This is a genomic window from Devosia sp., from assembly GCF_017307565.1.
Lineage (GTDB): Bacteria > Pseudomonadota > Alphaproteobacteria > Rhizobiales > Devosiaceae > Devosia.
Genome location: NZ_JAFKHD010000458.1, coordinates 1 through 10934 on the forward strand (window position 1 = coordinate 1; position 10934 = coordinate 10934).

At 59.9% G+C, this 10934-nt stretch carries 13 protein-coding genes, 1 tRNA gene, 1 other RNA gene and 1 pseudogene; 12 read left to right on the plus strand and 4 right to left on the minus strand.

Going from position 1 to position 10934, the window contains the following annotated elements:
- From J0I64_RS20265 to J0I64_RS20280, 4 genes and pseudogenes are all read left to right on the plus strand, one after another.
- Positions 1 to 1490, plus strand: a pseudogene (locus tag J0I64_RS20265) (hypothetical protein); the annotation flags it as partial.
- Between the two features lie 23 nt (positions 1491 to 1513).
- Positions 1514 to 3463, plus strand: a complete 1950-nt coding sequence (locus tag J0I64_RS20270; RefSeq protein WP_291411674.1) for a hypothetical protein — start codon at positions 1514 to 1516, stop codon at positions 3461 to 3463.
- Between the two features lie 3 nt (positions 3464 to 3466).
- Positions 3467 to 3769 (plus strand): hypothetical protein, encoded by a 303-nt coding sequence (locus J0I64_RS20275; protein ID WP_291411675.1) that lies wholly within the window; start codon positions 3467 to 3469, stop codon positions 3767 to 3769.
- Complete coding sequence (locus J0I64_RS20280) at positions 3766 to 4026, plus strand: hypothetical protein (protein WP_291411677.1); 261 nt, start codon at positions 3766 to 3768, stop codon at positions 4024 to 4026. Before J0I64_RS20275 ends, J0I64_RS20280 begins: the two co-directional genes overlap by 4 nt.
- Here J0I64_RS20280 and J0I64_RS20285 read toward each other — a convergent pair.
- Together J0I64_RS20285 and J0I64_RS22680 are read right to left on the minus strand one after the other, a co-directional pair.
- Complete coding sequence (locus tag J0I64_RS20285; protein ID WP_291411679.1) at positions 3989 to 4513, minus strand: hypothetical protein; 525 nt, start codon at positions 4511 to 4513, stop codon at positions 3989 to 3991. The genes J0I64_RS20280 and J0I64_RS20285 overlap by 38 nt on opposite strands.
- An 11-nt stretch (positions 4514 to 4524) precedes the next feature.
- Positions 4525 to 4863, minus strand: coding sequence for a Rap1a/Tai family immunity protein (locus J0I64_RS22680; protein ID WP_366933767.1), 339 nt, complete (start codon positions 4861 to 4863; stop codon positions 4525 to 4527).
- 57 nt (positions 4864 to 4920) lie between these two features.
- Here J0I64_RS22680 and J0I64_RS20290 point away from each other — a divergent pair, with 57 nt between their 5' ends.
- The 4 genes from J0I64_RS20290 to J0I64_RS20305 are packed head-to-tail and all read left to right on the plus strand — an operon-like array spanning position 4921 to position 6892.
- Positions 4921 to 5895, plus strand: coding sequence for an N-acetylmuramidase domain-containing protein (locus J0I64_RS20290; protein ID WP_291411681.1), 975 nt, complete (start codon positions 4921 to 4923; stop codon positions 5893 to 5895).
- 9 nt (positions 5896 to 5904) lie between these two features.
- Positions 5905 to 6153, plus strand: coding sequence for a hypothetical protein (locus J0I64_RS20295; RefSeq protein ID WP_291411682.1), 249 nt, complete (start codon positions 5905 to 5907; stop codon positions 6151 to 6153).
- Positions 6153 to 6563, plus strand: coding sequence for a hypothetical protein (locus J0I64_RS20300; protein ID WP_291411684.1), 411 nt, complete (start codon positions 6153 to 6155; stop codon positions 6561 to 6563). Before J0I64_RS20295 ends, J0I64_RS20300 begins: the two co-directional genes overlap by 1 nt.
- A gap of 2 nt (positions 6564 to 6565) precedes the next feature.
- Positions 6566 to 6892: a hypothetical protein gene (locus tag J0I64_RS20305; protein ID WP_291411686.1), complete on the plus strand. Its 327-nt coding sequence runs from the start codon at positions 6566 to 6568 to the stop codon at positions 6890 to 6892.
- Positions 6893 to 7012: 120 nt separating this feature from the next.
- Here J0I64_RS20305 and ssrA read toward each other — a convergent pair.
- Positions 7013 to 7347: a transfer-messenger RNA gene (ssrA, locus tag J0I64_RS20310) on the minus strand.
- Between the two features lie 219 nt (positions 7348 to 7566).
- On the opposite strand from ssrA, the gene J0I64_RS20315 reads away from it, so the two are divergent.
- From J0I64_RS20315 to J0I64_RS20325, 3 genes are read left to right on the plus strand one after another with little or no spacing between them, the layout of a single operon-like run.
- Positions 7567 to 7923, plus strand: a complete 357-nt coding sequence (locus tag J0I64_RS20315) for a hypothetical protein (RefSeq protein ID WP_291411688.1) — start codon at positions 7567 to 7569, stop codon at positions 7921 to 7923.
- 1 nt (position 7924) lies between these two features.
- Positions 7925 to 8341: a helix-turn-helix transcriptional regulator gene (locus J0I64_RS20320; protein ID WP_291411690.1), complete on the plus strand. Its 417-nt coding sequence runs from the start codon at positions 7925 to 7927 to the stop codon at positions 8339 to 8341.
- Entirely contained in the window at positions 8341 to 8841 is a 501-nt protein-coding gene (locus J0I64_RS20325) for a hypothetical protein (protein ID WP_291411692.1), read from the plus strand. Before J0I64_RS20320 ends, J0I64_RS20325 begins: the two co-directional genes overlap by 1 nt.
- A gap of 392 nt (positions 8842 to 9233) precedes the next feature.
- Here the strand turns inward: J0I64_RS20325 and J0I64_RS20330 are convergent.
- Positions 9234 to 9310, minus strand: a tRNA-Pro gene (locus J0I64_RS20330).
- Between the two features lie 249 nt (positions 9311 to 9559).
- Between J0I64_RS20330 and J0I64_RS20335 the strand changes: the two genes are divergently transcribed.
- Positions 9560 to 10934, plus strand: a 1375-nt coding sequence (locus tag J0I64_RS20335; protein ID WP_291411694.1) for a hypothetical protein, incomplete at its 3' end; no start/stop codon positions are given.

A 10934-nucleotide genomic window follows, 5' to 3' on the forward strand; every position in this document is an offset into this window, starting at 1 on the left:
GCACCGCAGCTGTTGCGCATGATGCGCAGGACCGCGTGCAGGTGTGCCTTCGCTATGTGGCGCAGGACCCGGCCGATATCGTCCGCGATCTGTTTGTGACTTATGCCGGCGTTCCGGCTGCATTCGTGCCGCTCGCTGACTGGCAATCGGAAACCGGTAGCCATCTGCGGCGCGTCTACACGGCGCTGATCGCCGAGCCGACTTCGGTGAACAAGCTGGTGTCGGAAATGGTGACGCAGGCGGCTCTTGCCATCTGGTGGGATGATCGCAGCCGCCTGCTGCGCCTGCATGTCCTGCGGCAGATTGAAACCAGTGCGGTGCAATGGGGCGATGAGGCGGTGCTGGCGGGCACGCTTTCGATCAAAGAGCAGCCTGACAAGCGCATCTCGCAGGTCTGGGTTTATTTCGGCATGATCGACCCGACCGAAGATGTCGAGGACGCGAGCAACTATCGGTCGCTTCAGGTGACCGTCGCGACGGACGACGAGGCGGACAATGGCTCGCCGGCCATCAAGAAAATCTACAGCCGCTGGATACCCGCCTTTGGTCGCACCATCGCCGACCGCCTCGGCCAGGTTGTCCTTGCCCGTTTTCGTGTCGCGCCGCGCCGGTTCACCTTCGACTTGTTTGCGGATCAAACGCCATTGGTGGGAGGCGGTTACCGCCTCAATGCCGAAGAGCTTCAAACCGACATGGGCGCGCGCGACCAGGTGCCCATGCAGATCACCTCCATCGGGGTTGATCCCGGTCGTCAGCGCGTTGAGGCCGAAGAGCTGAACTATGCCGCTGTCGACGAAGAGGATCTGTCGAACCGGGTGATCATCATCGACGGCAACGCCTTCAATCTGAACCTGCGCGACATCCATGACTCGCTGTATCCGACCATTCGCGTGGGGGACACGGTAAGCTTCGTCGTCAACGAGGGCGTGGTCATAGGCTCAGTTACGCCCGGTGCACCTGCGGTCAATGTCGGCATCTGGCCGGAGTTAGTGCCAACGCTCGACGTGCGCGGTCGCATTGCCGGTGCGGGTGGCTGGGGTGGAACCGGCAAGGGTGGCGACAACAATTCAGGCGGCCACGGCAATCCCGGTGGAACGGGTCTCTTCGTTCGCGATGCGATCAAACTGACGGGCCCTGGTGTCATCGCTGGAGGCGGCGGGGGCGGGGGCGGAGGCGGCGGCGACTGGGCTGGCTGGTTCGGGCCACAAAGAAATGGCGGCGGCGGCGGTGGTGGGGCTGGTGCTGTGCCCGGAGGCGGCGGCGGCTCTGAGGCTGCTGGTCCCGGAGCGGCCGGCGGCCTGAGTAATGGCGGCGGCGGGGGTGGGGGGGACCATGTCGGCGGTTCTGGCGGCGGCCCCGGCGGAGCGGGCGGCTCTTCCTCCGGCGAATTCAATGCGCCTGGCGGTGCTGGTGGCTGGAGCATCGACGGGGCTTCCTTCATCACCAACGCCGGATGGGTCGGCACGCTGCTTGGCGTCGCTGCAAACTGACAATCACTTAATCGAGGACGATCATGGCTTATGCGATCGCGCAGTTTGACGCGACGGACGAGGCTGGCAATCTGCTGACCGACGTAACGGTTGAGGTTCGCCGGGAGAGTGGCGGGCTGCAATCGGTCTTCGCCGACCGCGACGGCACGGTCCCCATGGGGTCACGGTTCACAGTGGCCAATGGGCGGGTCGAATTCTACGCGCCTGGCAACGCTTATCGTATCCGCCTGACTAAGGCCGATTACGTGCGGGAACTTCGCTTCTTCGCGATTGGCCTCGCCTCGGAATCGGACATGGTGATCCGCAATTTCCGCGGCGAATGGGCTGCTGACGAGACTTATCGCACCTTCGAAATGGTGACCCACAACGGCTTGGGCTTCTTCGTCTCGACTATCGAAGAAAACCTCAATAACGCGCCCGATGCGACGACACCGGGCTCGACTGCCGAGTGGACCTTTTGGCAGCAAGAAGCGCCTACGGGTTGGAAGTCTGTAGCGCTCATGACGGTAACGGGCGGGACCGCCGATGCCGTCACGGCCATCGTCGAGGCCGGTATCGATCCTGCTTCTGTGGTCATGTACGTGATCAATCCCGTCTCCGCCAACACAGGTCCGGTGACAATCAACGGTGTTGATCTTCTCGCATTTGATGGTTTGCCGCTTGGCGCAGGATATCTGCAGGCTGGCGCCCCGGTCCTGTTTGAACCGGTGGACAGTGACTATCGACTGGTTCTGGATCACCGGTTTCAGATACTGGCCGACGCGGCGCAGCAAAGTGCAGACGCTGCTGCGGCTGCCTTTGAAGACCTGACATCGCTTTGGCTCGGGCGGTTCACGAATGATGCTGCGGCGAGTGCAGCGGCGGGTGTGGTTGTCGGCGGGCAGATCTACTGGAATACGACAGCAAGCGCCTTCCGGTACTGGAATGGGGTGGCTTGGGCCGACATGCCCTATGCAACAGTTGCTGACGGGTTCGTCACTGCGGCGAAGGTCAGCAACGATGCGGGAGAGCGTGACGCTATCCGCATCAAGCTCGGCGCCGCTGGCGCCGAGCTGGAGTTCACTGTTTCGCAGGTTGCTCTGCTGTTGGCGGATATGAACAACCAAGCTCAGTTTCTTGGCCCGTCCGGCAACCGTTTCGCCGATAGCTTCGACACATTGACCTATGTGGACGTGGCGGGCGCAACGCATCTCAACAGTGCCACGGCGGGGTTGTTGAAACCTACGGTAGCAATTTCGCCTCGCATCGCTACGGGAACCCCGACTGCGCCGCTCGGTGGTACTGCGGCCAATGTCAACGACAACAACCCTGCGACTAACATTGTCGTGAGCCCCGGCAACATCACAGCCTCGCCAGTTGGTAGCCGCATCGTGGCGAAGATTGACTATGGAACGAGTATCACCATTACCAGGATTGAAGCGGTTGGCATTGCCCAGTCAGCAGGGGCGGGAGCCAATTTCACCACTTGGTACTCAACCGACAATACAAATTGGACACAACTGGGCACGGCGGGAACGTCATCCGCGACGCCGTCGACGTTTTTTAACGATGGACTGGTAACGGCGCGTTATATCGCCTTGGTTGTCATCGCTGCCGATTGGACAAGTTTCACAGTTTCCGTTGCCGATCTCAACGGGTATGGCGCCAGCTCACCAAACAACCTGACAGTTCGTTCGGCCGTCTTCACCGCTGCGTCGGTGCCGACCAAGATGAAGGCGCTGATCAACGTCAGGGAAGTCGAGGCAGCGACGGCAGGCACCGACTACACATTTGAATGTTCACGCGATGCTGGCGCGAACTGGACTGTGATGACCCTGTCAGAGCGCTACAGCATGCCGAGTGGTTTGCGGGTTGTCGAAGCGGCAGAGACCGATGTTTCGGGCCAGCCGTCCGGCACCTCGCCGCGTTGGCGCTTCAAGACCCTCAACAACAAGAACGTCGAGCTGCATGACGTTTTTTTCTACTGGAGCTAGGCCATGGGCTATCTGCGCGATCCGGTAACTATCGCGGTTCCACGCCTGCCGAACCTCGAACCCGATCAGTTCTGGTTTGTGGTGAGGGCGACCGGGCACGAACAGCAATTGCGAGACTGGGTGGCCAGTCTCAACGTTCCCGAGAGCGAGCACTATGACCCAGTCGAATGGGCGCAGGTCTCGGCCAAGCTCGACTTCGCCAAGCACTTTGAGCGTGACCACGTCCTGGTGGAAGCTGCGCGCGTCGTGCTTGGGCTCGATGCCGGCGAACTGGATGCACTCTGGATATATGGGGCCGGAGCATGACAACTCTCGATGATGGCTGCACCGGTATTCCCGATGTGATCTTCGGCACATCGATCCGCCACTGCTGCGATGCCCATGACCAAGCTCTGGGCTCCACCATGGACTGGTCGGCCTTCGACCCGGCTAATGTCGCCTTCGCTCATTGCGTTTGGGATGCAGGCCTGTGGTGGTTTGTGTTGCCGGCGCTGTTCGTGGTCTCGACGGCCGGGGCGCTGCTTTTCATGTTCGGGCCGAAAGGTCGACAGAGATCACGCTAGGATCTTCGAACATGTCTGCATGCAGGAGGAATTCTTGCGTCACCACGAGCGGCGATGTCGTGAGAATTTCTTCGGTTGCGGTCTGGAACAGCCCTCTGGTGACTTTCAGATCGGTCCGCCAATAATGATGTGCGACCTGTTCATCCGTCAGGTCTGAAATCGGCGGCAGGCAGGTCATGAATGCATGGTGTTGAGGTGCCAAATCATCGGCCACTTGAACGCAGTAGACGCGGTCGCCCTGACTGAAGTTCACCCAATAGTGCAAGGCATGTTCGAGATGGGGGAAGAAATAGGCGGTCTGCAGTCTGCTCGGCTTTTCAGGGTAATGCGCCACCCGGATGGCTTCCATCAGCTGTTCTCGCTCATACCAGTCATGAGATGCTCCCGTCGCCAAAATGACGGAACCCCAGTTGCCCGGTTCGATGATATCGCCGGGCACCAGCATCCGGTGTGTCAGGTGAAATCCGACCAGCATCAATTCACTCACAGTGGGTTACTTCAACAGGGCCACGTCTCGACAAAGGCTTTGGCAAGGAGGTCGAAGGCAGGTTCGTGCCGGGTCGTGGGGTTATCCCTAAGGGTCTGAACTGCAAAATCCAAAACCTGCTCCAATGCTACCCCTTTTGGTCTGCAGGTGCCTCGCATCGAAGCCGGTAGCGCCTCCAGCGCGTCGGCTACGCCGGTAATGAAGCCTACGCAGTCAGCTGATTTGGTCTGACACACTTCATACAGATCGTTCCCGCTGACGAAAAATTGCCGACTTTGAGCGGTCGCGGACTGGCAAGTCCCCAGAACCAGCGCCGCAAGTATCATCCATCGCATGATTGCATCCCCCATGCCCGCACTGGGCGGCACGGGACGATAACTGTCAATCCATCATCAAAGGAGGCCTGCATGGCCTTTGTAGGAACCGGGCGTCGCCTTGCCCAAGGCGACGTTGGCGACGCTGCGCGCGCAATTGGGATTTCGACGGCCGTGCTGCTGGCGTTTCTAGAAGTCGAGGCTGCAGGCAGGGGCTTCGACAGTCAGAATCGGCCGAAGATGCTCTTCGAGCCCCATGTGTTCTGGCGAAACCTCTCGGGCACACTGCGCGACGCCGCCGCGGCCGCTGGCTTGGCCTATGCCAAATGGAAGCGGAACTATCCCGCCGACAGCTACCCCCGCCTGGCGAAGGCCATCGGTATTGCGCGAGAACCGGGCTACCGCTCCGCATCGTACGGCCTGCCGCAGATCCTCGGCGAGAACGCCAAAGATGCCGGCTTCATCTCTGCCGAGGCAATGTTCACCGCGTTCAAGCAAGGCGAACGCGAGCAGCTGCTGGGCATGGTCACGCTGCTCAAAACGTGGGGGCTGGCAAAGCAGCTTACCGGCAAAGATTTCAGCAAGCCCGAAAGCTGGGTGCCTGCTGTGAGCCGCTACAACGGCAAGGGCTACGCCGCCAACAATTACCACGTCGAAGCCGCCGCGGCCTTCGTCAAGCATGACGAGGGCATCGACGCTGCAACCGGCGCGCCGCTGCCGCCAAAGGCCATCGTGCCGGCCGATGCCTCGATGCTGCTGCCCGGCATGAAGGGCGAGGCGGTTCGCGCGCTGCAGGGTGATCTTGCCGCACTCGGCTTCAAATTCCTCAAGGGCATCGACGGCCGCTTCGGCGACGAGACCGAGGCCAATGTTCGGCTGTTCCAGGCCGGGGCAGGGCTCACCATCGACGGCAAAGTCGGAGACAAGACCCGTAAGGCCATTGCTGCGCGTCTCGCGGCGCTGGACGAAGATATGTCGCCCCCGACCGGCAAGCCTGCGGACAGCCCCGCTTCGGGCCTCCTGGCCCTTCTGCTCGCAATTCTCAACGTAATCTTCAATCGGAAATAGGAGGCCACCATGAAACGCCTTTTGGAAACTCTTGTCCGCTGGCGCACCGCCATCTTAGGCGCGCTCTTCGCGGCGGCCGCGGCGCTGCCGAGCCTGCTTGGCGCTCCCGAGGTGCTGGCGGTGGTGCCAGCCGAATATCGGCCCTACGTGATTGCTGCTGGATATATCCTGATCTGGCTCACCCGGCCGCGCGCCGCGGTGCTGCCCAATGATCCCGAAGTGGACATGCGCCGCGACCGGTTGGGGAAGCGCCGCTGATGCTCAAAACCATTCTCAACTGGTTCAGCGGTGGGCTGCTCGACAAGCTGCTCGGTTTCGTCGAGCGCAGGGAAGCGGCACAGCTGGCCGCCATGAACGATCAGCAGCGGCGGGCCCATGAGGATCGTCAGGAAGCCCGAAAGGCCGCCACTGCCGTTCGGCTGGCGACAGCGGCCCATTGGGAGCAGCGTCTGCTCACTTTCCTAATCGCCTTTCCGTTCGTGATGCACCTCTGGCTGGTTGGCTGGGACACGATGTGGCCTCAGCCATGGAGCGTCGAGAAATGGCCGCCACCATTTGACGAATGGGAGGGCGCGATCCTGCTCTCCTATTTCGGGGTGATTGGCCTCACCATGAGCGCACGGGCGGTTGCCGGCGCTGTTGCAGTTCGAAATCTCGGTGGGCGCTGACCATGACTGACCCGATCCAGACGTACTTCGGCATCAAGGCTACCACGCTGGCGGCATCCTTCATCATGGCGCTTCTGGCGGTTCTGCTCGACATCAAGCGGCACAGTTTCGTCACTGGCGTGCTGGCCGTATTCTGCGGCATGGCCGTCGCCGTCTTGGCCACCGATCCCATAGTCGCCAATCTGAACCTTCCCGGCGACTGGTCCCATGCCATCGCCGGCATCCTTGGCATTTCTGGCCGTAACCTGGTGATCTGGATTGGCCTGGTCAGCAAGGATCCGATGGCCCTGTGGGACCGCTGGAGGGGCAAGGCGCCGCCGTCGAAATAGCCTTGGTTCCGGTGCGCTCCGTCGGTAGGCCTTTGGCAGCGCTCTCGGCGAACCGCTACTCGGAGATTAATCCTTGGGCATGGTGTTGGGATGGTAGAAATAACTTCTGGCGTGAGATGAAGTGCAGGCTTCTGTTGCCAGGTGCCTGCGAACCCCGCCTTACTCCCAGCCATGGGAGAAGGGCTTCATTTTAGGTTCGGCGCTGCGTTACGCAGCGAGGGAAACCTTGGCGTAATTGCTGTTTGCAATTATCAAATTGGCCCGATGGCGGCGGAACCATGCCGAGCGAAAGACAACCCTTTACACCCACGTCGATCCTGTTTCGCCCCCGAGAAAGGTGGTGGAGGCGCCGGGTACTGCCCCCGGGTCCGTAAGGCTTATTCCGATAGCATTTTATCGCCATAGCTCTGACGAGCACCAGCATTTTGATTTAGTCCTTCTGGAAAGTAAACTGGCGTTAAGCTGCATCAACCCGCAATTAAAGGTGGTTGATCGTCTGTTGCAGAAATGCGAGTTGAAAAAAATGTGTGGCTGCTATGATGGAATCGATAGTTGCAATGCGTTTAGCTTTAACTTAACTCCTAGGACGCAGAATGACCCGGTCTGGGGCGCCCAAAGGTGCTGAAAGTTTGGAAGAATGTGTAGCTAGGGGCGACTGCGCTGATGTGTGGCTCGTGGGTGAAGCTCTGAAAGAATGGAAGGCCGTCTGTAAGCGTTCCGACCAAGAAAGTCGGCGCGCTGCTAGACGTCTGGATGGGTTCTTCCCTCGGTTTGCCGACAAGGGTACGGCCGGGTTTACCGAAGAACAATTCAAGTCACTTGGAAGGTTTAGAGCAGAAGGCGGGAACGAGCATCTGCTGTACGAGTTCAAGTCGCATCAGTTTCGCCTTTATGGGGTGGTCCGCACCTACAAAGGCAAGCGCAGTTTCGTGGGTGTGGCCTGCGATCCTGCAAAGAAGACGAATAAGGCAGACCCGAAGGTCCTCAAACGAGCTGCCAATGCAGCTGACATGATTGAGTGGGAGAAATGAAATGACTGCGAAGAACCGTGTTGATTACATCGCCATTGAAGAAGATGCGGTGCTCAAGTTCCAGTTCGCACTCATTGACGCAATGAATGAGGCTGGCCTGACGAAAGCCGAGCTTGCCAAGGCTCTCGGGGTTTCGAGGGCTCGCGTGTCTCAGCTCCTTGATTCGGAGGCAAATCCTACTCTCAAGGTTATGGCCCGGGCGCTGCACTTCCTTGGTTATATCGCTGAGTACGGCGCCATTGAGCGCATTGCTGAGGCGAAGAAAAAACAGGTCGAAGCCAAAGACAAGAAGCTGAAAAGTTTCCTTTCTGTTGTTCAGGAAAGTGAGCCGGCATGGGCCATTAGAGAAGAGCGGCCCCGAGTTGCGGCTAACGAAGACAGGCTGTGGAATTATGTCCACGCAGCACAGGCGGCATGATGAGTGATGTTGCGGCCAATGATGGCCCGGAAGTCGAAGAAAGAGATGAAGCTGAACAGCTTCGCGACGCATATAATGCTGTGGTGCGTGACGCTGATCTCCAGGCCGTGCAACTTCTCAATATCTCTTTCGAGGTTGAACCTGCTTTCTTCGGCGACAAGGCAAAGCGCAAGCTGGATGTAAAAATCGAGCTGGGCCAAAGCGATTTTGACCAAGAAAAGGGAGCGGTTGTCGCTGCAGTGAAGCTCGTGGTGTCGGTTAAGAAATCGCGAACCACGGCCCTGCACAGCAAAGCGGAGTACCTTGTAGTTTACGAAAATCTCGCAGGACACAACCCTGCGGCAGTTAAGCAGTTCGTGGATCGTGTTGCCCCGTTTGCTTGCTATCCTTACTTTCGGTCAGTTTTCGCCACCCTTGACTGGGCCGCTGGAACAAAACTCCCGCCACTGCCAGTGCACAAGGAACAATCCCGCATTGAAAAGGCTGGCTCTCCCTTCTGAGGCGTATTCAGTGAGATGCGGTCTCCAACATGGGAGTCCATGCCTCAATAACCCGATCATCGAGATGGGCGCCCTGTCGCCCTCTGGCTTATCGTGGCGGTGCTGGCAATAGTCCCGGCGGTAGCAGTGACCGGATTTGCGATCACCGCAGAGGACATTGTAGGTAAGCTCTGTTTGTTTCTAGAATTGATCCTGCCCCGGCCTAGCGGTCGGGGCTTTTGTCGTTTGTGGGTAATGTCGTGCCATACCTGTGCTTGAAAATAATCTTTTGCATAGGTCCGCTGCAAAGATGTCAGCCGGTGACCAAGATCGTCAGTTGGGAGCCCTGTCGCCAACCCTGTCGTCAGAAAGAACAAGGGCCTAGTGATTTCTCACTAAGCCCTTGTTTTTATTGGTCGGAGTAGAGTGATTCGAACACTCGACCCCCTGCTCCCGAAGCAGGTGCGCTACCAGGCTGCGCTATACTCCGTCAGGTTTTGTCGCTCGGGATGGCATCGGACGGGCCGGTGCGAAGCGCGACGAGCGGCGTTATAGCTGCGGATGCCGGTGGGTTCAAGCGCTTCCAACAAGCTTTTCTTCGTTATGCGCAAGAGCCGTCAAAAGCCCGGCAAACCAGCGCAAACCGGGCGGATTCTGCGCCCCGGCCGTTTGGAGGGGGCTGGAAAACCCCGACCGCCCTACGCTAATGCGCAATTTCTGGCGGTTGATGAGGGAAAGAATGCTGCGAATTCTGGCGGCCGGCCTGTTCGGATTGCTTGCGGTGCACGCTGTGGCGGCCAAGGATAAATCCGCGGCGACTGCGGCTGCGCCTGCCTGGGTGAGCGCAGCCGTCGACATGTCGGGGCCGGTGCAGGGCGCCTATTTCGCCCCCGAGGATGAGACTTCGAGCGCTTCGCTTGCCTATCATCGGGCAACCGGCTTGCAGGCGGCCTTTATCGGCTTTGGCGAGAACAATCGCGACACGCTTTACTATGCGCTTTGCAAGGGCGGAGATTGTGCCGAGGACGCGGCATGGAGCCGGGTGGCGCTGGAGCTGCCGCAGACCGTCAAGGCGCAGCTGGCGCTGACGCCCGAGGGGGCACCGCGTATTCTGGGGGCAGGCTGGGCGCCGGACCAGGCCAATGGCACCGCCTATTTCTACGCCGAATGCGACACTAATTGTCTCGACAAGAGCAGCTGGCGGATCGGGCAGATTACGACGACCGCTGATGGGCTGATGTCCAATATCGGGCGCGAGCGCCTGCCGGAGCGCACCTTTGCGCTTGATGAAGCGGGCAGGCCGCGCTTCATGGTGTCGGACAGCAACTACGCCGTCGAGCCGGACCACTATGGCGGCTTCTACATGTCCTGCGAGCGCGACTGCACGCTGGCGGCGAACTGGACCGAGACCAACCTGGCCAATCAGGTCGGCTATAATACTGAAAGTTTCAGCTATCCGGTGCTGGCGCTCGGGCCCAATGGCAGCGCCAAGGTGATTGCCGGGGTCTATGCCTTTGACGAAGAGGGCAACGATCTCGAGGATGGGCTCTACTATTACGAATGCGCCGGGAACTGCGCGGTGCGCGCCAATTGGAGCCGCACGCGGGTGATCGCGCAGGGGAGCGGTTCCTACCCCAATCCGACCTGGAGCATGGACCTGACGGCGGATGGGCGGCCGCGCGTGGCGTTGTTCACCGGCTATGGGGTGGATATCGAAGGGCTCGATAGCCAGTTGCTCTATCTCTATTGCGAGCAGGACTGCACGGCGGCCGACGGCGAGAACTGGTTCGGCTATCCGCTGGGGGTCGGAGAGAAGGTGGGCGAGAGCCCCGATATCGCAATCGACTCCCACGATATCCCGCATATCGCCTTTACGACGAACGGGTTCGAGCTGGGTTATGCCGTCTGCACTTCGGCCTGCGAGGAGTCGGGCAAGGCGGAATGGAACGCCGATTTTGCCGAGCGCTCGGAGACGGCGGCGGCGGACAGGCCGACGGCGCTGCCCTTTACCTGCGATGGCGAAGTGTGGAACGGCATGGAGCCGAGCCTGGCGCTGGTCGACGATCAGCCGATGATCGCCTATGGGCTCTCGGTGGAGGCGCGCTGCCTCTACA

Bases quoted from the DNA above. Each gene is read 5' to 3' on its own strand.
- J0I64_RS20275 (WP_291411675.1), top strand. From the start codon at position 3,467: ATGGGCTATCTGCGCGATCCGGTAACTATCGCGGTTCCACGCCTGCCG.
- J0I64_RS20305 (WP_291411686.1), top strand. From the start codon at position 6,566: ATGACTGACCCGATCCAGACGTACTTCGGCATCAAGGCTACCACGCTG.
- J0I64_RS20300 (WP_291411684.1), top strand. From the start codon at position 6,153: ATGCTCAAAACCATTCTCAACTGGTTCAGCGGTGGGCTGCTCGACAAG.
- J0I64_RS20270 (WP_291411674.1), top strand. From the start codon at position 1,514: ATGGCTTATGCGATCGCGCAGTTTGACGCGACGGACGAGGCTGGCAAT.
- J0I64_RS20290 (WP_291411681.1), top strand. From the start codon at position 4,921: ATGGCCTTTGTAGGAACCGGGCGTCGCCTTGCCCAAGGCGACGTTGGC.
- J0I64_RS20325 (WP_291411692.1), top strand. From the start codon at position 8,341: ATGAGTGATGTTGCGGCCAATGATGGCCCGGAAGTCGAAGAAAGAGAT.
- J0I64_RS22680 (WP_366933767.1), bottom strand. From the start codon at position 4,863: ATGGGGGATGCAATCATGCGATGGATGATACTTGCGGCGCTGGTTCTG.
- J0I64_RS20280 (WP_291411677.1), top strand. From the start codon at position 3,766: ATGACAACTCTCGATGATGGCTGCACCGGTATTCCCGATGTGATCTTC.
- J0I64_RS20320 (WP_291411690.1), top strand. From the start codon at position 7,925: ATGACTGCGAAGAACCGTGTTGATTACATCGCCATTGAAGAAGATGCG.
- J0I64_RS20295 (WP_291411682.1), top strand. From the start codon at position 5,905: ATGAAACGCCTTTTGGAAACTCTTGTCCGCTGGCGCACCGCCATCTTA.